General features: G+C 75.0%; 23 protein-coding genes. 14 read left to right on the forward strand and 9 right to left on the reverse strand.

The features are described 5' to 3' along the window. Positions 1–185: 185 nt before the first annotated feature. The 4 genes from I4I82_RS20630 (at position 186) to I4I82_RS20645 (ending at position 5,624) form a co-directional block, all read left to right on the forward strand. On the forward strand, positions 186–953 hold the full coding sequence (locus tag I4I82_RS20630; RefSeq protein WP_218595946.1) for an alternative oxidase: 768 nt from the start codon (positions 186–188) through the stop codon (positions 951–953). Positions 954–1,021: 68 nt separating this feature from the next. Continuing rightward, positions 1,022–1,741, forward strand: coding sequence for an ABC transporter ATP-binding protein (locus I4I82_RS20635; protein ID WP_218589647.1), 720 nt, complete (start codon positions 1,022–1,024; stop codon positions 1,739–1,741). Beyond that, positions 1,738–3,318: a sensor histidine kinase gene (locus tag I4I82_RS20640; protein ID WP_218589648.1), complete on the forward strand. Its 1,581-nt coding sequence runs from the start codon at positions 1,738–1,740 to the stop codon at positions 3,316–3,318. Before I4I82_RS20635 ends, I4I82_RS20640 begins: the two co-directional genes overlap by 4 nt. Further along, positions 3,315–5,624 carry an FtsX-like permease family protein gene (locus I4I82_RS20645; protein WP_218589649.1) on the forward strand — a complete coding sequence of 770 codons (2,310 nt, stop codon included), beginning with the start codon at positions 3,315–3,317 and terminating at the stop codon, positions 5,622–5,624. Before I4I82_RS20640 ends, I4I82_RS20645 begins: the two co-directional genes overlap by 4 nt. On the opposite strand, the gene I4I82_RS20650 is transcribed toward I4I82_RS20645, so the two are convergent. After that, the gene (locus tag I4I82_RS20650) at positions 5,611–5,988 is read right to left on the reverse strand and encodes a response regulator transcription factor (RefSeq protein WP_218589650.1); all 378 of its coding nucleotides are present in this window, start codon (positions 5,986–5,988) and stop codon (positions 5,611–5,613) included. The two genes, I4I82_RS20645 and I4I82_RS20650, sit on opposite strands and share 14 nt — an antisense overlap. Positions 5,989–5,993: 5 nt before the next feature. Next, positions 5,994–6,653 carry a response regulator transcription factor gene (locus tag I4I82_RS20655; RefSeq protein WP_218589651.1) on the reverse strand — a complete coding sequence of 220 codons (660 nt, stop codon included), beginning with the start codon at positions 6,651–6,653 and terminating at the stop codon, positions 5,994–5,996. A 146-nt stretch (positions 6,654–6,799) separates the two neighbouring features. On the opposite strand from I4I82_RS20655, the gene I4I82_RS20660 reads away from it, so the two are divergent. Both I4I82_RS20660 and I4I82_RS20665 read left to right on the forward strand, forming a co-directional pair. Beyond that, positions 6,800–7,528, forward strand: a complete 729-nt coding sequence (locus I4I82_RS20660) for a hypothetical protein (RefSeq protein WP_218589652.1) — start codon at positions 6,800–6,802, stop codon at positions 7,526–7,528. A 69-nt stretch (positions 7,529–7,597) separates the two neighbouring features. Next, the gene (locus tag I4I82_RS20665) at positions 7,598–8,872 is read left to right on the forward strand and encodes a competence/damage-inducible protein A (protein WP_218589653.1); all 1,275 of its coding nucleotides are present in this window, start codon (positions 7,598–7,600) and stop codon (positions 8,870–8,872) included. Positions 8,873–9,111: 239 nt separating this feature from the next. Here the strand turns inward: I4I82_RS20665 and sodN are convergent, their stop codons facing one another. Further along, positions 9,112–9,528: a superoxide dismutase, Ni gene (sodN, locus tag I4I82_RS20670; protein ID WP_172154054.1), complete on the reverse strand. Its 417-nt coding sequence runs from the start codon at positions 9,526–9,528 to the stop codon at positions 9,112–9,114. A gap of 81 nt (positions 9,529–9,609) precedes the next feature. On the opposite strand from sodN, the gene I4I82_RS20675 reads away from it, so the two are divergent. After that, a complete protein-coding gene (locus tag I4I82_RS20675; RefSeq protein ID WP_308112814.1) occupies positions 9,610–9,924 on the forward strand; it encodes a S26 family signal peptidase in 315 nt (104 codons plus the stop codon). 100 nt (positions 9,925–10,024) lie between these two features. After that, positions 10,025–11,182: an FIST signal transduction protein gene (locus I4I82_RS20680; protein WP_218589655.1), complete on the forward strand. Its 1,158-nt coding sequence runs from the start codon at positions 10,025–10,027 to the stop codon at positions 11,180–11,182. Here the strand turns inward: I4I82_RS20680 and I4I82_RS20685 are convergent, their stop codons facing one another. Genes I4I82_RS20685 through I4I82_RS20700 form a run of 4 tightly spaced genes read right to left on the reverse strand, consistent with a single transcriptional unit; the run spans position 11,183 to position 14,838 of the window. Beyond that, entirely contained in the window at positions 11,183–12,316 is a 1,134-nt protein-coding gene (locus tag I4I82_RS20685) for an epoxide hydrolase family protein (protein ID WP_218589656.1), read from the reverse strand. A gap of 2 nt (positions 12,317–12,318) precedes the next feature. Continuing rightward, positions 12,319–13,068, reverse strand: coding sequence for an SDR family NAD(P)-dependent oxidoreductase (locus I4I82_RS20690; RefSeq protein WP_218589657.1), 750 nt, complete (start codon positions 13,066–13,068; stop codon positions 12,319–12,321). Continuing rightward, positions 13,068–14,054: an acetamidase/formamidase family protein gene (locus I4I82_RS20695; protein ID WP_218589658.1), complete on the reverse strand. Its 987-nt coding sequence runs from the start codon at positions 14,052–14,054 to the stop codon at positions 13,068–13,070. The genes I4I82_RS20690 and I4I82_RS20695 overlap by 1 nt, the downstream gene beginning before the upstream one ends. A 43-nt stretch (positions 14,055–14,097) precedes the next feature. Next, complete coding sequence (locus tag I4I82_RS20700; protein WP_218589659.1) at positions 14,098–14,838, reverse strand: IclR family transcriptional regulator; 741 nt, start codon at positions 14,836–14,838, stop codon at positions 14,098–14,100. A 68-nt stretch (positions 14,839–14,906) separates the two neighbouring features. Here I4I82_RS20700 and I4I82_RS20705 point away from each other — a divergent pair, with 68 nt between their 5' ends. From I4I82_RS20705 to I4I82_RS20725, 5 genes are all read left to right on the forward strand, one after another. Further along, positions 14,907–16,064 carry a 4-hydroxybenzoate 3-monooxygenase gene (locus I4I82_RS20705; RefSeq protein ID WP_218589660.1) on the forward strand — a complete coding sequence of 386 codons (1,158 nt, stop codon included), beginning with the start codon at positions 14,907–14,909 and terminating at the stop codon, positions 16,062–16,064. Next, the gene (pcaH, locus tag I4I82_RS20710) at positions 16,064–16,780 is read left to right on the forward strand and encodes a protocatechuate 3,4-dioxygenase subunit beta (protein ID WP_218589661.1); all 717 of its coding nucleotides are present in this window, start codon (positions 16,064–16,066) and stop codon (positions 16,778–16,780) included. Before I4I82_RS20705 ends, pcaH begins: the two co-directional genes overlap by 1 nt. Continuing rightward, positions 16,773–17,285 carry a protocatechuate 3,4-dioxygenase subunit alpha gene (gene pcaG, locus I4I82_RS20715; protein WP_218589662.1) on the forward strand — a complete coding sequence of 171 codons (513 nt, stop codon included), beginning with the start codon at positions 16,773–16,775 and terminating at the stop codon, positions 17,283–17,285. The genes pcaH and pcaG overlap by 8 nt, the downstream gene beginning before the upstream one ends. Before the next feature lie 150 nt (positions 17,286–17,435). Further along, positions 17,436–18,125 carry a GtrA family protein gene (locus tag I4I82_RS20720; RefSeq protein ID WP_218589663.1) on the forward strand — a complete coding sequence of 230 codons (690 nt, stop codon included), beginning with the start codon at positions 17,436–17,438 and terminating at the stop codon, positions 18,123–18,125. A 40-nt stretch (positions 18,126–18,165) separates the two neighbouring features. After that, a complete protein-coding gene (locus I4I82_RS20725; RefSeq protein ID WP_218589664.1) occupies positions 18,166–19,149 on the forward strand; it encodes a glutathione S-transferase family protein in 984 nt (327 codons plus the stop codon). A 103-nt stretch (positions 19,150–19,252) separates the two neighbouring features. On the opposite strand, the gene fabG is transcribed toward I4I82_RS20725, so the two are convergent. Both fabG and I4I82_RS20735 read right to left on the reverse strand, forming a co-directional pair. Further along, the gene (gene fabG, locus I4I82_RS20730; RefSeq protein WP_218589665.1) at positions 19,253–19,993 is read right to left on the reverse strand and encodes a 3-oxoacyl-[acyl-carrier-protein] reductase; all 741 of its coding nucleotides are present in this window, start codon (positions 19,991–19,993) and stop codon (positions 19,253–19,255) included. Positions 19,994–20,000: 7 nt separating this feature from the next. Continuing rightward, positions 20,001–21,947 carry a 3-oxoacyl-[acyl-carrier-protein] synthase III C-terminal domain-containing protein gene (locus I4I82_RS20735; RefSeq protein ID WP_218589666.1) on the reverse strand — a complete coding sequence of 649 codons (1,947 nt, stop codon included), beginning with the start codon at positions 21,945–21,947 and terminating at the stop codon, positions 20,001–20,003. A gap of 129 nt (positions 21,948–22,076) precedes the next feature. On the opposite strand from I4I82_RS20735, the gene I4I82_RS20740 reads away from it, so the two are divergent. Continuing rightward, a complete protein-coding gene (locus I4I82_RS20740; protein ID WP_218589667.1) occupies positions 22,077–23,300 on the forward strand; it encodes a glycoside hydrolase family 3 N-terminal domain-containing protein in 1,224 nt (407 codons plus the stop codon). Positions 23,301–23,323: the final 23 nt, after the last annotated feature.

Consider the following 23,323-nt stretch of genomic DNA (forward strand, 5'->3'; position numbering starts at 1 on the left):
ACTCCAGGACGCTCCGGCGCCGGCCGTCTCCGCTCCGCCGGACGGCGGGGGTGCTGGCCGCACCGCCGCGGTGGGGGTGGGCGCCGTGCGGTCGGCCGGGCAGCAGGGTCGGTGCGGCGCCCCCGCGGCTCCAGGCTGGGCGCCAGACGCCGCCGGGCCCCGGCGGCCCGCCCGCAGGAGTACCGATGAGCGCCCCGACCCTCGCCCGCCACCACACGGCCCCTCGCGTCCGCCCGTTCCCCGGCGCGCCCGACACCGCCCCGACGGTCGTCCTCGCCCCGCTCACGGCCGCGTGCACGCCGCGCCTGGGCCGCCGCGCCCTGCTGCACGAGCACCGTGCCACGCTCGCCACCCCGCGTCGCCCGTACGGACCCGTCGCGCGGCTGCTGTTCGTCACGATGGACCTGCTCTACGGCAGGCGGGGGACGCTGGAGAAGTTCATGGTCCTGGAGGTCGTGGCGCGGATCCCGTACCAGATCTGGGAGAACGCGGCGTACCGCGCGCTGGGCCGCCGCCACCGCGACGCCGGGCTCGCTCACCGGATCGCCGCGCGGATCGAGGAGAACCGGGAGCAGCAGGACAACGAGCAGTGGCACCTGCTGATCCTCAGCGAGCTCGTGGCCGCCCGCGGCGGGGACCGCTCGTGGTTCCGGTTCCGGCTGCTGCCGTGGGTGATGGCCGCGAGCTACTACCACCTGTCGTGGCTGCTGCACGTCCTCGCGCCGCGCTGGGCGTACCGGCTCAACGCCGACTTCGAGGACCACGCCGAGCACACCTACGCCGAGTTCGTCGCCGAGCACCCCGAGCTCGAGGCGGTGCCGCACCGCTCCGCTTTCGCCGCGCGGTACGGCGCGCACGGCTCCGTCGCCGACCTGCTGCGCCAGATCTCGCACGACGAGCGGATGCACAAGCTGGAGTCGGAGCGGTACCTGGACGAGGCCCCGCTGCGCTGACCCCTCGTGCGCCGATGGTGGTGGTAGCACCCCCGTGCGGCGCTTGCCGCCGTTCCTAGGCTGCCCGGGTGGACGATCGGACGCCCGCGCTCGTGGTGCGCGGCCTGCGCCGGACCTACGGGTCCGGCTCCGGCGGGGACGTCGCCGTGCGCGCGCTGCGCGGGGTGGACCTGACGGTGGACAGCGGCGAGTTCGTCGCGCTGATGGGGCCCTCGGGGTGCGGGAAGTCGACGCTGCTGCACCTGCTCGCCGGGCTCGACCGCGCGGACGAGGGGGTCGTCGAGCTCGCCGGCACCCGCATCGACGACCTGGGCGCCGCCGCGCTCGCCCGCCTGCGCCGCCGCCACGTCGGGCTGGTGTTCCAGTTCTTCCACCTCGTCGAGCACATGTCGGCGCTGGAGAACGTGGCCCTGGCCGCGCTCGTCGCGGGGGAGCGGCCCGCGCGGGCGACCGAGCGCGCGCGCGACCTCCTCGACACCCTCGGCCTGCTCGACCGCTCCGGCGAGCTGCCCGGCGCCCTGTCCGGCGGGCAGCGCCAGCGCGTCGCGATCGCCCGCGCGCTGGCCAACCGCCCGACGGTCCTGCTCGCCGACGAGCCGACGGGTGCGCTCGACTCCGACGGCCAGGCCGAGGTGCTCGACCTGTTCGCCCGCCTGCACGCGGCCGGGCAGACGATCCTGCTGGTCACCCACGCGCCGGAGGTGGCCGCGGCGGCGCAGCGGGTGGTCCGCATGCGCGACGGCCGGGTCGTCGACGACGGGCGGGTCCCGGCCGGGGCGGCGCCGTGAGGCCGGGGGTCCGCGCGCGTTGGTCGCTGGTGGCGGCGGGCGTGCTGGTCGCGGCCGGGGTGCTGCTCGTGGCGCTCGCGGGGTCGCTGCTGGGTGGCGGGCCGGCGCTGCCGGCGGCCGCGTGGTGCGCGGGCGGGGCGGTGCTCGCCGGGCTGGTCGCGGGGGAGGTGCCGGCGCTGCGGCGCGCGAGCGCGGCCGTGCTGGCCGGTGGGGCCGTCGTCGCGGCGGTCGGACTGGCGGCGGCGCTGGGTCTGGTCACCGCGCTGCTGGTGCTCGGGCGCCTGCCGGTCGGGGCGGAGCGGGGTCTGGCCACACCGCTGGTGGTGGGCACCGCGGTCGCCGCCGCGCTGGCCCGCCCGCTCGCCCGGCGGGCCGCGCACGCCGCCCGCGCCGCGCTGCACGGCACCCGCCGGTCGCCCGACGAGCTGCTCGCCGCCGTCGCCGACCCCGCGACCGACTCCGGCGAGACGGCCGGTGACGGGGAGGGCGGGGACGAGGACCTCCTGCGCCGCCTCGCCGAGTCGCTGCGCCGCGAGCACCGGCTCGCCCGTGTCGAGATCTGGTCACCGGCCCCGGGCGTCGACGACGCGCTGCACCGCACGCTCGCCGTCCCGGCCGGTGACGGGCCCGGGCCGCCCCCGCTCGACAAGGCCGAGCTCGCGCTGCTGGCCCGCGCGGGCGTCGGCGGGCCGGGGTGGCTGCGGCTGTGGCTGCCCCGCCTGCTGGAGGGCCGCGGGCCCGACGTCCAGCTGCGGTTCGCCCCGGCCGTGCACGGCGGGCGGGTGCTCGCGCTGCTGGTCGTCGAGCGTGCCGGGGACGCCGACGCCCTCACCGGCGCCGACGAGCGCGCGCTCGGCGAGGTCGCCCGACGGCTCGCGATCGTGCTGCGCAACCGCGCGCTGGACGAGGCGCTCACCGACACCCTCGCGGACCTCCGCCGTGCCAACGCTGAGCTGCAGGCCTCCCGCGCCCGCCTGGTCAGCACGGCCGACGCCGAGCGCCGCCGCATCGAGCGCGACCTGCACGACGGCGCCCAGCAGCACCTCGTCGCCATCGCGGTGGGGCTGCGGCTGGTGCGCGACACCGCGGAGAGTGCCGGGAACGCCGCTGACGTCGAGCTGCTCGACGAGCTCGACCGCGGCGTCCGGGAGTCGATCTCCGCCCTGCGCGACCTCGCCCACGGCATCTACCCGCCGCTGCTGCGCGACGCCGGCCTGCCCGACGCGCTGCGCGCCGCCGCCGCGCGCAGCCCGCTGGCCGTGCACGTGCGCGCGGGCGACGTCGGCCGCCATCCCGAGCCGGTCGAGGCCGCCGTCTACTTCTGCTGCCTGGAGGCCCTGCAGAACGCGGCCAAGCACGCCCCCGGCTCCGAGGTGGAGATCGAGGTCGACCGCCGCGACGGCCACCTCGTCGTCGAGGTCGGGGACACCGGTCCCGGGTTCACCGGCGCCCCCACCGGCGCCGGCCTGCAGAACATGGCCGACCGGCTCGGTGCGGTCGGCGGCTCCGTGCGCTGGACGTCCACGCCCGGCGTCGGCACGACGGTCACGGCCACGGTGCCCGTGGAGCGGAGGTGAGTGCGCTCCGGGCCGTCGCGCGCGCCGAGCTGCGCACGCGGTGGCGCTCGCTGCTCGCGCTGGGCCTGGTGCTCGGCCTCGCGGGCGGGGTCGTGCTCGGCGCGGCGGCGCTCGCGGTGCGCACGGCCACCGCCTACCCGCGGCTGGTCGAGGCCGTGCACCTGGACGACGCGCGGGTGCTCGTCCCGGCCGACCAGCCCGCGCTCACCGCGGCCGTGCCGGGGCTGCCCGGCGTCGAGCGGGCGTGGGTGACGTCGGGCTTCATCGCCCAGATCGACGGCCCGGCCGTGCGGTACGTGTCGCTGGGGGCGGGCGCCGACCCGCCCGGCGACCTCGTCGAGCCGGTGGTGCTGGAGGGCCGCGCTCCCGCGCCCGACGCCGTCGACGAGCTGCTGATCGGCGAGCCGCTGGCGGGGATGGGCGGGTACGCCGTCGGCGACGAGCTGACGCTGCGGATGCTCACGCTCGAGGAGGTGGCGCAGTTCGACGTCGGCTTCGGGACGCCGGACGGGGCGGTCGCGACCGTGCGGGTCGTCGGGATCGCGCGGATGCCCGGGTGGGGCGGCGCGCTGGCGAACGCGCTGGCCGGGCCGGAGTTCGCCGAGCGGTACGCGGCCGACGCCGTGTCGAGCCCGGTGTTCGTCGACCTGCGCGACGGCAGCGCGGACGCGTTCGCCGGGGCCTACGCGGCGGTCGCCGCCGCGCAACCGCCGTCGATGGTGGCGCAGTACTTCTTCCCGACCGTGCAGCGGCCGCGCGCCGACGTCGACCCGGCCGTCCGCACGGCCGAGCGCGTCCTCACCGGCGGGCTCTCCGTGTTCGCGCTGGTGCTGGCGGTCGGCGGGCTGCTCGTCGTCGGGCAGGCGCTGCTGCGCCACCACGGCGCCGGGCATGCGGCGCAGCGCGTCGAGTCGGCGCTCGGGCTCACCGCCGCGGGGCGGGCCGGGGCCCGGGTGCTCGCGGCGGCGCCGGCGGCGGCCGTCGCGGGGCTGGTGGGCGGTGCGCTGGCGTTCGCGGCGGGGGTGCTGCCGCCACTGGGCAGCCAGGCGGCCTACGAGCCCGACCCCGGCTTCCGGCCGCCGTGGGCACTGGCAGCGGGCGGGGCGGTGCTGCTCGCCGCGGTGTTCCTGCTGCTCACGGCGTTGGCCGCGGTCGTGGCGGGGCTGCGCACGCCGGGGGCGCGCCGGGTCGTGCGGCGCGCGCCGCGCTGGGGCGGCCGGGCTCCCGCGGTCGTCGTCGGGACGGGGCTGGCGCTGCGCCGGGGGCCGCGCGAGCTCCTGGCGACGCTCGGCGCGGCCGCCGCCGTCACCGGGGTGGTGGCCGCGGCCGTGTTCGGGGCGGGCGCGGCCCGGCTCGTCGAGACCCCGGCGCGGTACGGGCAGGCCGCCGACCTCACGGTCGTCGACGCCCGGCCCGACGACCTCGCCGCGCTCGCCGCCGACCCGCGCGTGGCCGCGCTGGAGGTGTCCACCGGGGCCGACGTCGAGATCGCGGGGGAGCGGGTGGAGGCCTCGGCGCGGGAGCGCCGCGTCGGGTCGCTGCCCGTGGAGACCGCGCAGGGCCGCCCGGCGCAGGCCCCGGGGGAGGTGGCGCTCGGGCCGCGGTTCGCCGCGCGCCTGGGGATCGCGGTCGGCGACACCGTCACCGCGCGAGCCCCGGACCGCACCGCGGTGCCGCTCGCCGTCACCGGTCTGGTGGTGGTGCGCTCGGAGAACACCGGCACGCTCGGGGAGGTCGCGCAGCTGGTCCCGGAGCAGCTCGCCGCTCTCGGGCTCGCCGAGCCGCTCGTCGCCGGGCACGTGCTGGCCGTGCCGGGAGCGGCGGAGGAGCTCTACGCCGAGCTGTCGGCGCGGCTGGAGGTGTTCGAGCGGGAGGTGCCGCCGTCGGTGGCCGCCCTCGCCGACCTCGTCGCCCTGCCCGAGCTGCTCGCACTCGTCCTCGCGCTCGTCGGCGGGGCCGGTACGGCGCAGGCGGTGCTGTCGGCCACCCGCCGCCACACCGGCGACCTCGCCGTCCTGGCCGCGCTCGGCGGCACCCCGGCGCAGCTGCGCTCCACGGTCGCGGTGCTGGCCGCGGCCACCGTCCTGCCCGCGCTGCTGGTGGGGGTGCCGCTCGGGCTGGCCGTGGGGCGGGTGCTGTGGGCGGAGGTGGCGCTGTCGACGGGCGTGGCGGGCGACGTCGCGCTCCCCGTCGCCCTGCTCGTCGCGATCGGGCCGGTGGCGCTGCTGGGCGCGCTGCTGGCCGCCGCGCGCCCCGGGCTGCGGGCGGCGCGCACGCCACCGGCGCCGGCGCTCAGGGCGGGCTGACCGCGTCCTCCCACACGGCGCGCAGCGCGGCCGGGCGCAGCTCCTCCTTGTGCAGGTAGGCGGCCACGCCCGGGCTGTCGACGGGGAACGGGAGGTCGGCGCGGGCGTAGCTGGAGCACAGGACGACGACGGTCCGCGGCGCCCGTTCGACGAGCAGCGCGGCCGCCTCCACCCCGCTGATGCCGGGCAGTCGGACGTCGAGCAGGACGAGGTCGGGGTGCAGCGACGCCGCGAGCACCAGCGCCTCCTCGCCCGTGCCGGCCTCGCCGACCAGCAGGAACCCGGGCGTGCGTGCGAGCACGGCGGCGGCGACGAGCCGGAACGGCCGCTGGTCGTCGACGACGAGCACCCGGACGGGCCCCATCGCGCTCAGTCCTCCTGCAGGTACATCAGGACGGCGCTGACGCGGCGGTTGAGGTCGCGCTCCTCCGAGAGCCCGAGCTTGGAGAAGATCGAGTTCGTGTGCTTCTCGATGGCCCGCTCCGACAGCACCAGCGCGGCGGCGACGGCGGCGTTGCTCTTGCCCTGCGCCATCTCGCCGAGCACCTGGAGCTCGCGCGGGGTGAGCCGGTCGAGGTCAGAGGGCGCGGCGCGGTTGGCCGCCACGAGTCCCTCGATCACGGTCGGGTCGATCACCGAGCCGCCCGCGGCCACGCGCCGGATCGCCTCCGCGAGCTCGTCGCCGTCGGCCACGCGCTCCTTGAGCAGGTAGCCGCGCCGCGCGGTGCCGCCCGCGAGCAGCGCCATCGCGTAGGGCGCCTCGGCGTACTGGCTCAGGACGAGCACCCCCATCTCGGGGCGCTCGTCGCGCAGCCGGGTGGCCAGCGCGATGCCCTCGTCGGTGTGCGTCGGCGGCATCCGGATGTCGGTGACGACGACGTCGGGCGCCTCGCGGTCGACGAGGTCGGTGAGCGCGGGGAGGTCGGCGGCGGCACCGACGAGGGTGAGGTCCTCGGCGGCGTCGACGAGCCGGACCAGGCCGGCGCGCAGGAGGGCGTTGTCCTCGGCGAGGACGACTCGGGTCTGCACGCGAGGAGCGTAGGGCGCGCGCCACCACCGCGGCGGGGGTGCTGGCACCACAGCCGAAGCGCCAGGGAACACCGGTCCGCCGCAGGCGCGGCGGGAGCAGGCTCGTTCCCGTCAGACCGACCGGCCCACACCCCCTGGAGCACCCGATGACCAGCACCGCCGCCGCCACCACCGTCCCTGCCACCCTGCCCCGCGAGGTGCCCGTCGCGCCCGCCACCACCTTCCGCCGCCGCGCGCTGGGCGTCACCGGCGTCGTCGCGGGCCTGGTCACCGTCGCCGGGTTCGCGGCGACGAACTGGGAGACCTCCGAGGGCACGCTCGCCTACCTCGACTCGCTGGCCGCCGACCCGGTCCGCAGCCAGGTCGCCGCGCTGCTGCTGCAGTACGGCTACCTCGGCATCGTGCCGGTGCTGCTGGCGCTGGGGATCATGACCAGGCGGCGGAGCCGGGTGGCAGGGAACGTCGGGCTGGGCCTGGCACTGCCCGGCGCGCTGGCACTGCCCGGCCTGCTCGTCACCGACTTCTACGACCTCGCGATCCGCCAGAACCTGCCCGCCGAGCAGGCCGTGGTCGTGTCCGACGGGGCGCAGGGCCTGCCGCTGGCCGCGTTCCTCGTCGCCGGGCCGATCCTGCTGGCGACCTTCCTGGGCATGACCGTGCTGGGCCTGGCGGCCTGGCGCGCCGGGTTCTTCCACTGGATCCCGACCGCGCTGGTGCCGCTGTCGATCGTCGCGACGACGGTGCTGCCGATGGGTGCCGTCAGCGGGATCGTCCAGGGCCTCGGGCTGGGCCTGTTCATGGTCGCCGCGGGCGTGGCCGCGCTGCGGATGACCGACGAGGAGTGGGTGAGCGGCAGCCGGGGCGCCGGACGCTGAACCACCTCCGCGGCGCGGGCCCGTCGTCGTGGGCGACGAGTCGGCGTGCGCGGCGGTAGCGTCCCGGGCATGAGTGGATCAGTGAGCCAGCCGCGGGCCGCGGTCGTCGTCACCGGGAGCGAGCTGCTCACCGGCGCGATCTCGGACAAGAACGGTCCGTGGGTCGCCGAGCACCTCGGTGAGCTGGGGTTCGAGGTGTCGCACGTGCTGGTCGTCGGCGACCGGCCCGCAGACCTGGCCGACGCGCTGCAGTTCGTCCGCGGTGCGGCGCTCGTCGTCACCAGCGGCGGGCTGGGCCCGACGGCCGACGACCTCACGGCCGAGGTCGTCGCCGGGTTCGCCGGGGTGCCGCTGGAGCTCGACGAGCCGATGCGCGCGCACATCGCCGACATCCTCGCGGCCTGGGCGCGGCGCACCGGCTTCGACGGCCCGGCGCTGGAGGAGGCCAACCGCAAGCAGGCGATGGTGCCGCGCGGCGCCACGGCGCTGACGCCCGTCGGCACCGCGCCCGGGCTCGTCGTCACGGTGCCGGACGGGCCGGTCGTCGTCGTGCTCCCCGGCCCGCCGCGGGAGCTGCAGGGGATGTGGCCCGCCGCGCTCGCCGCCGAGCCGGTGCGCGCGCTGCTCGAGTCGGTGCCGCCCGCGCGGTCGCGCTCGCTGCGCTACTACGGGCTGCCCGAGTCGGAGATCGCGGCGACCCTGCGCGACATCGGGGCGGGCGGGCTCGACCTGTCGGGCATCGAGATCACGACCTGCCTGCGTCGCTCCGAGCTGGAGGTCGACCTGCGTCCCGGTCCGGGGGCGTCGGCCGACGCACTGGCGGACGCCCTGATCGCCGCGCACGAGCGGCACCTGGTCAGCGCCGACGGCACCAGCACCGACGCGCTCGTCGCCACCGGCCTGCTCGACAAGGGCTGGACCGTCGCGACGGGGGAGTCGTGCACCGGCGGCATGCTCGCCTCGCGGCTGATCGACCGCGCCGGGTCGAGCGCCTACGTCGCCGGCGGCGTGGTCGCGTACTCGAACGCGGCGAAGACCGCGCTGCTCGGGGTGCCGGCGGAGATGATCGCCGAGCACGGCGCGGTGTCGCCCGAGGTGGCCCGCGCCCTGGCTGACGGCGCCCGCGAGCGCTTCGGCGCCGACGTCGGCATCGGCATCACCGGGGTGGCCGGCCCCGGCGGCGGTACGGAGGCGAAGCCCGTCGGCTACGTCTGCTTCTGCGTCACCACGGCCGACGGCGTGGTGATCGCCCGCGACCCCCGCCTGCCCGGCGACCGCTCCGACGTGCGCGAACGCTCCACCGACGCGGCGATGCACCTGCTGCTGAGGGCCGTCCGGGGCTAGGCGGGGCCGGGCTGGTCCGGGCCGCGGTTCTTCGACGCACCGTGGGGGCCGCAGATCGTCGGCTGGTGCTCGACCCCGATCCCGAGGTGGACCCGGAGGAGCTCACGGAGCTGCTGACCGAGAGCTACCGGCTGCTGGCGCCGCGGAAGCCGGCCGACGGGTAGGGACGACCCCGGGGACGACGAACGGCGCCGCCCGGCGGAACGAGTCCGCCGGCCGACGCCGTCGAGGGCCTGAGGTCAGGCAGCGGCCTTGGTCTCCCAGAAGATCTTGTCGATCTGGGCGATCAGGTCGAGCAGCTCCTGGCCGGTGGCCGGGTCCATCGAGGACTTGGCGCCGTCGGCACCGCCGCCGGCCTTCTTCGTGGCCTTGTTGAACAGCTCGTGCAGCTCCGGGTACTTCTCGAAGTGCGGCGGCTTGAAGTAGTCGGTCCACAGCACCCACAGGTGGTGCTTGACGAGGTCGGCGCGCTGCTCCTTGATGTCGATCGCGCGCACCCGGAAGGCCGGGTCCTCGTTGCCCTGGTACTTCTCCTGGATGGCCTTGACCGACTCGGCCTCGATGCGTGCCTGGGCCGGGTCGTACACGCCGCAGGGGAGGTCGCAGTGCGCGGTGGCCTCCAGCCGCGGGCGGAGAATACGGGACAGCATCCGCATTGTGTCCTTCCTCGTTCGATGATCGTTCTCGCTTCTGCCACCCTACTCCCGCGTCGTTCCGAGAACGGGATGGAGATCGGTGTGCGGTGGTGGAGGCGGGTCGCGGTGCGGGGCCCGTCGATGTCCCCGACGGTCCGCGACGGCGACGTCCTGCTGGTCCGGTTCGGCGGGGAGCCGTCACCGGGCGACGTGGTGCTCGTCCGCTGGTCAGCACGGCCGGAGCAGCTGTCGGTGAAGCGCGCGGTGCGCCCCGAGGGAGGGGGCTGGTGGGTCCTCGGCGACAACCCCTTCGGCTCCACCGACTCGCGCGTCCTGGGGCCCGCCGACGTGGTCGGGATCGCGTCGGCACGAATGTGGCCGCAGCCCGGACGCCTGCGCCCGGCGCCCCATTCCTGACGTTTCAGCCACTCGTTCTCCGCTGCAATTCACTGGCGAGAAGGGTCCGTTCGTCGATCGGGGACGGTCGCGCGGGGCCGGTCCGTGTGACGATGGGCCGATGACGGGATCGCGGCGTTTCGGGGACGGGCTCGCGGTCGGTCCCGACCTGACGGGAGCCGCGGAGGTCGCGGTCGCGCAGGCGCTGGCCCCGCTCGAGGGCGCCGTGCCCGACCTGCTCTGGGTGTTCGTCGCGCCGGGGCGCCTCGGGGCCGATGCGGCCGAGGCCGCCGGGCGCCGCGCGATGGAGCTGGCCGGGGCCCGCACCAGCGTCGGCGGCACCTCGGGGGGTGTGATCGGCGACGGGCGCGGTGTCGAGCACGGCCCGGCCGTCGCGGTCTGGGCGGCCGTGCTGCCCGGCGCCGCGGTCCGCGCCGTCCGGCTGGTCGCCGAGCAGGCCGAGGGCGGCATCCGGGTCGCCGGGATGCCCGTCCCGCGCTCCGACGACCGCGTCGCCGCGCTCGTCGTCGACCCGTACTCGTTCCCCGTCGGCGGCTTCCTCGAGCACGCCAACGCGGTGAACCCCGGCTTCCCGGTGGTCGGCGGGCTCGCGGGCGCCCCCGGCGGCCCCGGGTCCAACCGCCTGTTCCTCGACGGCGAGGTGCACGAGCGCGGCGGCGTCGGCGTGGTGCTGGGCGGCGACGCGGGCGTGCGCACGGTCGTCAGCCAGGGCTGCCGCCCGATCGGGCCCGCGATGGTCGTGACGCGCGCCGAGCGCAACGTCCTGCACGAGCTGGCCGGCTCGCCCGCCTACCGGCGCCTCGCCGAGATCGTGACGTCGCTGCCACCCGCCGAGCAGGAGCTCGCCGGGCGCGGGCTGCACGTCGGCATCGCCATCGACGAGTACGCCGACGACCACGGCCGCGGCGACTTCCTCATCCGCGGCGTCACCGGCGTCGACCCCGAGGCTGGCGCCGTCGCGATCGGCGAGCTCGTCGAGGTGGGGCAGACCGTCCGCTTCCAGGTCCGCGACGCCGCCGGCGCCGGCGAGGATCTCGAGGAGCTGCTGGGCACCGAGCCCGTGTCGGGCGCGCTGCTGTTCTCCTGCAACGGCCGCGGGACGACGATGTTCGAGTCCGCCGACCACGACCCGGCCCTGCTGCGCCGCGTCCTGGGCGACGCCGGGGTGGCCGGGTTCTTCGCCGCGGGCGAGATCGGGCCGGTCGGCGGGCGTAACCACCTGCACGGCTTCACGGCCTCGGTGCTGACGTTCCGCTAGCTACCGCACCAGCCGGAAGAACGCGCGGACCTCGTCGACGAAGATCTCGGGCTGCTCCATCGAGGGGAAGTGGCCGCCGACGTCGGGCTGGCTCCAGTGCCGGATGTCGGTGTAGCGGCGCTCCAGCCAGGAGCGCGGCAGCCGCCACAGCTCCTTGGGGAACAGCGTGATGCCGGTGGGCACCTCGACGGGGTCGAGCCGGCGGCGCCGGAAGCTCTCCCAGTACAGCCGCGCCGACGACGTCCCGGTGCCCGGCAGCCAGTAGAGCATCACGTCGTCGAGCATCCGGTCGCGCGGGACGACGTTCTCCGGGGGCCCGGCGCTGTCGGTCCAGTCCCAGAACTTCTCCACGACCCACATGCACTGGGCGACGGGGGAGTCGGCCAGGCCATAGCCCAGGGTCTGCGGGCGCGTGGCCTGGATCGCGGAGTAGCCGGAGCGGTGGGTCTCGAAGTAGCGCCGGTCGGTGAGCGCGGCCTCCTCGGCCTTGGTCAGCGGCGGCACGGAGCCCTCGGGCGGGCGCTGGGCGAGCGGGAGCGTGACGTGGATGCCGGCGACGTTCTCCGGCATCCCGGTGCCCAGCGCCGAGGTGATCATGGCGCCCCAGTCGCCGCCCTGGGCGCCGTAGCGGTCGTAGCCGAGGCGGTCCATGAGCTGCGCCCACGCCGTCGCGATCCGCTCGACGCCCCACCCCGACGTCGACGGCTTCGCGCTGAAGCCGTAGCCGGGCAGCGACGGGATGACGAGGTGGAAGGCGTCGCGCGGGTCGGGCGGGTCGGTCAGGGCCTCGATCACGTCGAGGAACTCGATCACCGAGCCCGGCCAGCCGTGCGTGAGCAGCAGCGGGAACGCGCCCTCGTGGCGGGAGCGGACGTGCAGGAAGTGGATCTGGCAGGAGTCGTCGCCGCCGCCGTCGAGCGGGGTGGTGAACTGCGGCAGGGCGTTGAGCTCGGCCTCGCAGCGGCGCCAGTCGTAGACGGTGGTCCAGTGCTCGACGAGCTCGCGGGCGTAGTCGAGCGGCACGCCCTGCTGCCACCCCTCGACGGTGGCGGGCTCGGGCCAGCGGGTGCGGGCGAGGCGGTCGCGCAGGTCGTCGAGGTCGGCCTGCGGGACGTCGATGCGGAACTCGCGCATGGTTAGAGCTGCACCCCGCGGGTCAGGGCGCCGTCCACGACGAGGTTGGTGCCCGTGATGAACGAGGCGCGCGGGCTCGCGAGCATCGTCACGGCGTACGCGATCTCCTCGGCGCGGGCCATCCGCCCGGTGGGGTTCATGCCCATCGCGGTGGCGAACAGGTCGGGGTTGCCGCCTTCGATGCCCTCCCACACCCCGCCCGGGAAGTAGGTGTTGCCGGGGGAGACGCAGTTGGCGCGCACGCCCGCGGCGGCGTGCTCGAGGGCGAGCCCGGAGACGTAGTGCACGACGGCGGCCTTCATCGTGCCGTAGGCGTCCTTGGCGAAGTCGATCTCGCGGCCGGACACCGACGAGATGGCGACGATCGAGCCCTGCGTCTGCAGCAGGTGCGGCAACGCGGCCTCGCAGAGCCGCACGGTGTGCATGAGGTCGACGTCGAAGCCGGCCTTCCAGTTGTCCTCGCCCGGCCCGATCGCCAGCGCGCTGACGTTGGCCACGGCGACGTCGACGCGCCCGAAACGCTCGGCGCTCGCGGCGACCCACGCGGCGAGCGCGACGCCGTCGGCCACGTCGACGGCGGTGCCGGCGGACGCGGACCCCAGCTCGGCCTCGGCCTTCTCGACGTCGGCCGCGGTGCGGGCGCAGAACGCCACGGACGCGCCCTCGGCGAGCAGCGCCTCGACGACGGCGCGCCCGATGCCCTTCGTGCCGCCGGTGACGAGCGCGGTCTTGCCGGCCAGCTGGAGATCCATCAGGTCAGTCCAATCGCTAGGGAGCGCAGGTGGGCGTGCATGCCGCCGTGTGCGGCGGCGTCGGGGAGCAGGCGCTTCTCGATCTTGGTGAGCGCGCTGTAGTTGGTGTCGCACACGTTGGCCAGCGGGGAGAGCGCCACCTGCGTGAGGAGCTGGTAGGCGTCGAGGCGGTCGAGCCCGTAGAGCTCGCCGAGCCAGGTGATCATCCCCACCTGGCTGGCGCGCCAGGCGTCCTCCAGGGGGCGGGCGGAGCCGACCACGGCGTAGTGGTCGTCGTGCTCCAGGCGGGGCCACGCGGGCGCGCCGCCCTTGATCAGCTCGACGATGAGCGTGACGTCCATGGCGCCCTCGACGGCGGTGCCGCAGCTCTCGCCCTCGCCCTGGCGGTAGTGCCCGTCGCCGACGGAGAACAGCGCGCCCTCGACGTTGACGCCCAGGTAGCAGGTGGTGCCCGGCTTCATCTCCGGGGTGTCCATGTTGCCGCCGAAGGTGTCGGGCACGAGGCTCGACCGCACCTCGCGCCCGGGCGGCGCGACCCCGACGGTGCCCAGCATCGGCTCCAGCGGCAGGTCGAGGGTGAGCGCGGCCGACTCGAACCGGACGGTGCCCGCGGCCCGGTCGAGCTGGTAGATCCAGGTCCGCTCGGGCAGCGGCTCGTGCAGCGTCGACGGGTGGGTGAGCGCGCCGAAGAACGGGATCGTCGTGGAGGCGGCCCAGTCGCGCGCCGGCGTGAGGTCGACGATGTGGATCGCGAGCGTGTCGCCCGGCTCGGCCCCCTCGACGAAGAACGGGCCGGTCTGCGGGTTGACCTGCGTCATGTCCAGCACCTGCGACGGCATGTCGGTGGTGCGCTGCAGGCGCCCGGAGAACGCGTCCTCCGTCCACAGCTTGAGCACGGTGCCCGGGCGGATGCGGTGGCTCGGCGCGACCCCGCCGAAGGTCCAGGCGAACTGGTCGGGGGTGGGCCGGAACTCGACGACGTCCATCGTCGGGATCGTTGCGGCTGGAAGCACGTGGACGCAAGTGCGGTCAGCCGGACGCCCCCAGCGACCGCGACACACCCCGGGCCGCCGCCCGCACCACCGGCACGTAGGCCCGCGCGTCGGACGTGGCCGCCGGGACCACGACCGACAGGGCCGCCACCACCTCGTCGCGCGGCCCGCGGACCGGCGCGGCGACCGACAGCGCCACGAGCTCGATCTGCCGGTCGCTCACCGCCACCCCGGTGCGCCGGACGTCGGCGAGCACCCGGCGCAGCTCGGCCGGCGCGCAGATCGTGCGCTCGGTGTAGCGGCGCAGCGGGGCGGCCAGCACCTGCTCCTGCAGCGCGGCGGGGGCGTGCGCGAGCAGCACCAGGCCGACCCCGGTGGCGTGCAGCGGCAGCCGCCCGCCGACGCGCGTGATGACGTTGACGGCGCCCCGCCCGGAGATCCGGTCGACGTAGACGACCTCGGCGCCGTCGAGCACCGCGAGCTGCACGTTCTCGCCGGTGACCTCGTGCAGGTCGGTGAGGAACGGCATCGCCGCCTCGCGCAGGCCCACCGACCGCGGGGCCAGCGCGCCGACCTCCCACAGCCGCAGCCCGATCCGGTAGCGCCCGTCGTCGCCGCGCTCCAGCGCGCCCCAGCCGGCGAGCTCGCCGACGAGCCGGTGCGCCGTCGACAGCGGGAGGGCGGCCCGGCGCGCGATCTCGGTCAGCGTCAGCTCGGGGTGTGCGGCGGAGAACGCGTCGAGGACGCCCAGCACGCGCGCGGTCACCGTGTCACCCACGACCCCATCCTTCCGCCCAGCGGAAGGCCCGTCGAGCCGAGGCGGCCCGCTCCGTCATCGTGGCGCCCATGCGGACACAGGTGGGCATCGTGGGCGCGGGACCGGCGGGGCTGCTCCTGTCGCACCTGCTCGCCCGCCGGGGGATCGACTCGGTCGTGCTGGAGGCGCGCAGCCGCGAGTACGTCGAGAAGCGGGTGCGGGCCGGCGTGCTGGAGCACCCGACCGTCGAGCTGCTGCGCGAGGTCGGCCTCGGTGAGCGCCTCGACCGCGAGGGCATGGCGCACGAGGGCGTCTCCCTGCGCTTCGACGGCGAGGAGCACCGCATCGACTTCGCCGACCTCACCGGCCGCGGCATCGTCGTCTACGGGCAGCAGGAGGTCGTCAAGGACCTCATCACGGCCCGGCTCGCCGACGGCGGCGACGTGCGGTTCGAGGTGTCGGGCGTGCAGATCGACGACGTCACGACCGATCCGGTGATCCGCTTCGACGGCGACGACGGGGGACGGGACGAGCTCCGCTGCGACGTCGTCGTCGGCGCCGACGGGTTCCACGGCGTCAGCCGCGCCTGCGTTCCGCACACCGCGCACGACCGGCAGTACCCCTTCGCCTGGCTGGGGATCCTCGCGAAGGCCGCGCCCACGCAGGACGAGCTCGTCTACGCCCACCACGAGCGCGGCTTCGCCCTCTACTCGATGCGCAGCCCCGAGGTCACGCGGCTCTACCTGCAGGTCCCGGTCGACACCGACGCCGACGACTGGTCGGACGCGCGGATCTGGGACGAGCTGCACGAGCGCCTCGGCACCGAGATCAACGAGGGCCCGCTGCTGGAGAAGGGCGTCACCGGGATGCGCAGCTTCGTCACCGAGCCCATGCGGCACGGGAAGCTGTTCCTGGCCGGCGACGCCGCACACATCGTCCCGCCCACCGGGGCGAAGGGCATGAACCTCGCGATCGCCGACGTCCGGGTGCTGGCCGACGCGCTCACCACCCACCTGCACGACGGCGACGACACCGGGATCGACGGCTACTCCGACACCTGCCTGCGACGGGTGTGGCGGGCCGAGCACTTCTCCTGGTGGATGACCTCGATGCTGCACACCGACCCGGCCGCCGACGCGTTCGACCGCAGGCTGCAGCTCTCCCAGCTGCGCCAGACGGTGAGCTCGCGGGCCGCGGCCACCACCCTCGCCGAGAACTACGTCGGCCTGCCCCACGGGAGCGTCTGATGACCTACCGCCCCGCCGCCGACGGCACGCACCCGCCGCTGCTGTCGCCGGGTTACCGCAGCACCGCGCTGCGCGCCCCGTCGCACGCGCCCGTCGTGCTGCCCCAGGGCCTGACCGAGCTGACCGGGCCCGCGCTCACCGGTCCCGCCGGCCCGTCCGACCACGACCTCACCCGGCAGCACGCGGGGGAGCCGATCGGGCAGCGGATCGTCGTGTTCGGGCGCGTCCTGGACTCCGACGGCCGTCCCGTGCCCGACTCGCTCGTCGAGATCTGGCAGGCCAACGCGGCGGGCCGCTACGCCCACGCGCGCGACGACTGGCCCGCGCCGCTCGACCCGAACTTCACCGGCGGCGGCCGCGTCGTCACCGGCTCGGACGGCTCCTACTCGTTCACCACGATCAGGCCCGGCGCCTACCCGTGGGGCAACCACCACAACGCCTGGCGTCCCGCCCACATCCACCTCTCGCTGTTCGGGCGCGCGTTCACCCAGCGGCTGGTGACGCAGATGTACTTCCCGGACGACCCGCTGTTCGCCCAGGACCCGATCTTCAACTCGGTGCCCGACGAGAAGGCGCGGCTGCGGATGGTGTCCACGTTCGACCTCGACGCCACCCGCGCCGACTGGGCACTGGCCTACCGCTTCGACGTCGTGCTGCGCGGCCGCGACCAGACCCCGTTCGAGGCGCCGCACGACGAGGAGAACGGCCATGAGTGAGACCCCGTCCCAGACCGTCGGCCCGTTCCTGTCGATCGGCCTCACCTGGCCCGACGGGCACCTCGTCGTGCCCGCCGGCAGCCCCGGCGCGGTGCGGATCTGCGGGACGCTGATCGACGGGGCGGGCGAGCCCGTCTCCGACGGGCTGATCGAGACGTGGCAGGCCGACGCCGACGGCCGCTTCGACGACCCGCTCTTCGGCTTCGGCCGCGCCGCGGCCGGGAGCGACGGCTCGTGGGAGGTCGTCACCGTCAAGCCGGGGGCGACCGGCGACGGCCAGGCCCCGCACGTCGACGTCTCGGTGTTCGCGCGCGGACTGCTCGACCGCGTCGTCACCCGCCTCTACTTCCCCGACGAGGCCGCGGCCAACGCCGCCGACCCGGTCCTGGCGTCGCTGCCGCCCGAGCGCGCCGCGACCCTCGTCGCCACCGACGCCGGCCCGGGGGAGCTGCGCTTCGACATTCGGCTGCGCGGCGAGGACGAGACGGTGTTCTTCGTCATCTAGGCCCGTTCTCCCCGAACCGGTGAGACGACTCACGCGTAGATCATGACACGGTCGGGAAATCCTCCCGGGTTCACAGCGTTCACACAGGTGAGCGACAGCGCTCACCTCGTGTCGTGTGATGAGCTGGGGTCGAGGCGGAGGGGGTGCGGGATGGCGGTGCTGACGGCGTCGCACACGTCGGGTCCCTCGCTGCGCGAGCGCCACCCCGTGGCCGCACAGATCGCCCGGTACGTGATCGCCGGTGGGGTCGGGACGCTGGTCAACGCGCTCGTCTACCTCGCCCTGCGCACCTCGATGGAGCTGCTGCCGGCCAACCTCACGGCGCTGGTGGTCAGCACGCTGGTGAGCACCGAGGTGAACCGCCGCTTCACGTTCAGCGGCGAGGAGGTCCACCCCTGGCGCGCGCACGTGCAGACCGTGGGGATGGTCGCCTTCTACGCGGTCTACAGCTCGCTGGTGCTGCTCGCGCTGCACACCGTCGTCGACTCGCCGACGCCGCTGCTGGAGTCGGCCACCGTCGCGGCCGCCAGCGTGCTGGGCGGGGCGGGCCGGTTCCTGCTGCTGCGGTTCTGGGTGTTCGAGGACGACACGGACCACGACCCCGGTCACGACTACCCCGGCCACGACTCCGCCGGGGACGGGCCCGACGACCCGGCGTGGGAAGCTGCGCACATGGGACATTCCACCGTGAAGCGGACCGTCGTCGCCGCGGCCGCCGGCGCCGCACTCCTGCTCAGCGCGGGAGCCGCCTGCGGCCCCGTCGAGGGCGACGACGACGACACCCCGGGCGTGTCGAACCAGCAGGACGGCGACGACGATGACGGCGGCGAGGACGACTGACCGACCGGCGGGCCGCCGCGCGTCGATCTAGGCTCGGGCCATGACCGAAGGCGGTTTCGAACGGGAGCCCGTCGGGCTCGACGAGCGCATCACCTCCGACGGGTCCACCGCGTGGCCCGTCGAGGCGGGGCGCTACCGGCTCGTCGTGGCGCGGGCGTGCCCCTGGGCGCACCGCTCGGTGATCGTGCGGCGGCTGCTCGGGCTGGGGTCCGCGATCTCGATGGGGATCGCGGGCCCGCTGCACGACGAGCGCAGCTGGCGCTTCCACCTCGACCCCGACGACCGCGACCCGGTGCTCGGCATCGAGTACCTCGGCGAGGCCTACCGCGCCGCCGACCCCGACTTCGACGCCGGCGTCACGGTGCCGGCGATGGTCGAGGTGAGCAGCGGGAAGGTCGCCACCAACGGCTTCCAGCAGCTGACGCTGGACTTCTCCACGCAGTGGACCGCCCACCACCGCCCCGGCGCGCCCGACCTCTACCCGTCGGCCCACCGCGACGAGATCGACGAGGTCATCGCCTCGTTCTACGAGGACGTCAACAACGGCGTCTACAAGTGCGGGTTCGCGAGCACGCAGGAGGCCTACGAGACGGCCTACGGCGAGCTGTTCGGCCGCCTCGACGCGCTGTCCGAGCGCCTGGCCGGCCGCCGCTACCTCGTCGGCGACACGATCACCGAGGCCGACGTCCGCCTCTGGGTCACCCTCGTCCGCTTCGACGCCGCCTACCACGGCCACTTCAAGTGCAACCGGCAGAAGCTGGCCGAGATGCCGGTGCTGTGGGCCTACGCCCGCGACCTCTTCCAGACCCCCGGCTTCGGCGACACCACCGACTTCGTGCAGATCAAGCAGCACTACTACGGCGTGCACCACACGATCAACCCGAGCGGTGTGGTGCCCCTGGGCCCCGACCTCCGCAACTGGCTCGACCCCCACGGCCGCGAGGACCTGGGCGGCCGCCCCTTCGGCGACGGCACCCCGCCCGGTGAGCCGGCGGAGGGGGAGCGGGTGCCGTCGATCGCCTGACGTCCGCCCTCCCCGCCGCCGATCGTCGGGAGGCGCTGGTCTCGCGTCCCTGCCGTCGCGCCCGCCCCACCACCATGCGTAGCGGGGCGAGGCGCGACCGCACCTACATGTCCATCCCGCCGTTCACCGAGATCACGCTGCCCGTGATGTAGCCGGCGTCGTCGTCGACCAGGAACTGCACCGCCCGCGCGATCTCCGACGCCTGACCCAGCCGCCCCACCGGCACCTTCGACACGATCTTGTCGAAGGCCTCCTTCGGGATCGCCGCCACCATCTCGGTCTCGATGTAGCCCGGCGCCACGCAGTTGACCGTGATGCCCTTGCTGGCCGTCTCGCGGGCCAGGCTCTGGGTGAGGCCGAACAGGCCGGCCTTGGAGGCGGCGTAGTTGACCTGGCCGATGTTGCCCATCTGGCCGATCACCGAGCTGATGTTGACGATGCGCCCGAACTTCTTCTCGAGCATGTGGTCGAGCACCGGCTTGGTCATGTAGAACGCGCCGGAGAGGTTGACGCGCAGCACGGCGTGCCAGTCCTCGACCGACATCCTGCGCATGGTCTTGTCGACGGTCACGCCCGCGTTGTTCACGAGGTAGTCGACGCGCCCGTACTGCTCGAGCACCTCGCCCACGACGCGCTGGCAGTCGTCGGGCGAGCCGACGTTGCCCTGGTGGGTCGAGACCGAGGCGCCCTCGGCGCCCATCTTCTCCGCCAGCTCCTTCGCGGCCTGGCTGTTGGAGGAGTACCCCGCCGCCACGTGCACGCCGGACTTCGCCAGCGCGGTGGTGATGGCCGCGCCGATGCCGCGGGCCCCGCCCGTCACGATGGCCACTCGCCTGTCGGTCATGGTGTCCTCATTCCCCGAACGCCACGCGGACGTCGTCTGTGGTGGTGGGCCGCTCGGCCGCGCGCGGGCCGTCGGTGGTGCCCGGCGTCGCCGCGCGCTCCGGGGCGACGATCGACGGGTCGACGCGGAGCACGGCGTAGCCGCCGACCGCACCCGCCCCGAACCCGGGCGCGAAGACCCGGACCGGTGCGCTGATCACGCCGTCCCGCACGGCGTCGGCGATGGCGATCGGGATGGACGCGGCGGAGACGTTGCCCATCGTCTCGATGTCGAAGTACAGCTGGTCGTGCGAGAGCCCGGCCTTGTCGGCCAGGCCCAGGATCATCGTCTTGTTGGCCTGGTGCGGCACGATGAGGTCGATCGAGTCGATCATCGGGCGGCCGGGCTCGTCGGGGTCGGGCTCGGTGCCCAGCTCGCCGAGCATCTGGTCGAGGTAGCGCTGCACCAGCGACTTGACCTCGGGCCCGTAGACGGTGATGTCGTTGTCGAACTCCGGGTTCGGCCAGATGATCGAGTTGACCTCGCTGACCGGCCCGCTGGCGTAGGTCTGCAGCAGCTCGATGTCGCTGGTCCCGCCGGGCGCCACCACGATCGCGGCCGCGCCGTCGCCGAAGATCATGCGCGAGGTGCGGACCGCGCCGATCTTGTCCGAGAACTTCTCGACGCAGACGAGCAGCACGGGCCGCTGCACCTCCTGCAGCAGCCGCACGGCCTCCGACAGGCCGTAGGGCAGGCCCGCGCAGGCGGCGACGATGTCGGCCGACATGTGTGTCTGCAGGATGCCGAGCTGCCCCGAGAGCCAGCACGCCACGGACGGGATCAGCCGCTCGCTCGTGCAGGTGGCGACGAGGACCGCGCCGATCTCGGCGGGTGTGCGGCCGGAGTGCTCCAGCGCGGCGAGGGCCGCGTCGAGGGCGAGCTGCTCCAGCGGCCGCTCCGAGTAGCGGCGCTCGTCGATGCCGGTCTTCTTGCTGATCTCCGCGGCGCTCATCGGCGACCAGGAGAAGCTGGCGTTGCGGATGACGTCGTCGTTGGAGCAGACGAGCTCGCCGCGCACCACCGACAGCGCCTCCAGCACCGGCTTGACCGCGAAGGCCTCGCGCACCCGCGTCGGCGGGTAGGGCGCGACCGGCTCGACGGGCGGCAGCGGCGGCGGCAGCACCGACGCCGTGGCCGACGTGCCGGAGCGGACGCGCTCGATGAACGCGCTGACGTCGCGGTTGCGCGGGTGCAGCGCGATCACGACGTCGTCGTCGCCGATCTCGCCGACGGGCCGCAGCGTGGTCTCGGCGCGCTCCCACGGGTACTGGTTGTGCAGGACCATCGCCCAGCGCGAGAGCGCCTCCAGCTCGGGCACCGACTCGTCGGCGTCGAGGATGTCGCCGATCGAGAACGTCGGGAAGTCCGGGTCGTGCGCGGGCAGGACCCAGGTGAGCGCCTCGGGCTGCGCGAGGAGCTCGGCCACCGTCGGCTTGATCGCCGGCAGCTCCGTGGCGTGGTGGCGCTTGTGCCGGAAGACGTCGAACAGCAGCGCGAACGCGCGGTCCTCGGCCTCGGCGTCGTAGGTGGCGGGCAGGGACCGGTACGCCTGCTCGACGGCCGCGACCTTGCGCTCGCCGTCCTCCCACGGGGTGAGGACGGGGAGGAAGACGTCACCGCGCGTTCGCGGCAGGTCGCGGAATCGGGTGGGCCTCTTGTCGAACATGGTCATGGAGTAGCGGTTGACCCAGAACAGGTTCTGGGCCAGGTCGCGCAGGAGCGCGAACCGGCTGTCGTAGGCGCCGGCCTCGACCCGTTGCAGCAGGTCGGTACCGGTCGGGGCCTTGGACTCGTAGTCCCGCCCGATGACGGCCGTGAACTGCTCGAGGGTGTCGAGGACCGAGAAGTCGAGTTCCCCGAGGATCGTCGCGGGGAACACGAGCTTGCCGTGGCTGTTGATCACGAACGGCTTCACGGTCCCTACCCAACGTGATCTCACACGGTGATCACAACCGCCAGTCGACCCATGTTCGGGAGGTCATACCCGGACGTGCGCGTCGGGTGTGAGTGTCGTCGCGACCGGCGGGGTGCAGGATGACCGGTGATGAGCCGCCCCCACACGCACCACTCGTCCGTCCGCCTGCGCGCCCGCGCCGTCCCGGCCCGCCGGTCGGCCGGGCCGTGGCTCGTCGGGCTGGCGGCAGGGGTGCTGGCGTGCACGGGTGCGTTCCTGGTGCCGACCGGTCCCGCCCCGGCGGCGCCGGTGCCGCTGGCCGCGCACGCGGCCGCACCCGCTCCCGTCGACGACCGGTTGCCCGACTGCGCCGCCGTCGTCGCCGCGATGTCGCCGCGGGCGCTGCTCGCGCAACGGCTCATGGTGGGCGTCGACGCGGCCGACCCGGCGGCGGCCGCGGAGACCGTGCGCACGTCCCAGGTGGGCGGGGTGTTCCTGCCGGGCAACGCCACCGCGCTGCTGCGCGACCAGGCGCTGCGCGCGCTGCAGGCGGGGGCGCGGCTCCCGGTCACGGTGGCCGTCGACGACGAGGGCGGGCGCGTGCAGCGCATCGACGAGCTCGACGGCGACCTGCCCAGCGCCCGCGCGATGAGCGGGATGACCACCGACGAGGTGCGGGCGCTCGCGGTGGCGCGCGGCCGGGCGTTGGCGGCCCGCGGCGTCACGCAGGACATCGCGCCGGTCGTCGACCTCGGGGGGCAGTCCGCGCGCGAGGTGATCGGCGACCGGTCCTTCGGCACCGACCCCAACGACGTCACGCGCTACGCCCTCGCGTTCGCCGAGGGCCTGCGCGAGGCCGGGATCGAGCCGGTCGTCAAGCACTTCCCGGGCCACGGCCGGGCCGACGGCGACTCGCACGCCGGGCGCGTCACCACTCCGCCGCTCGACGAGCTGCGCAGCGCCGACCTGCGCCCCTACGCCGATCTCGTCGGCCCCGGCGCCCCGCTGGCGACGGGCCCCCTGCCCGCGGCGGTGATGGTCGGGCACCTCGACGTCCCCGGCCTCACCGACGGCCTGCCCAGCTCGCTCACCCCGGCGGTGTACGCGCTGCTGCGCGACGAGTACGGCTTCGCCGGAGTGGTCTACACCGACGACCTCGGCGCGATGAAGGCCGTCACGGGGCAGTACGAGCTGCCCGAGGCCGTGCTCGCCGCGCTCGACGCGGGGGCCGACGTGGCCCTGTGGTCGGCCGGCGGCGACCCGGATCCGATCCTCGACGCGCTGGAGCCGGCCCTGGCCGCGGGCACGCTGGACGCGGGGGAGAACACGGCCGCGGTGACCCGGGTGCTGCGCTCCAAGTCGGTCTGCGGCTGACGCCACTCACGAGGCGGCGCCAG

The organism is Pseudonocardia oceani (assembly GCF_019263585.2).
GTDB classification, from domain to species: domain Bacteria; phylum Actinomycetota; class Actinomycetes; order Mycobacteriales; family Pseudonocardiaceae; genus Pseudonocardia; species Pseudonocardia oceani.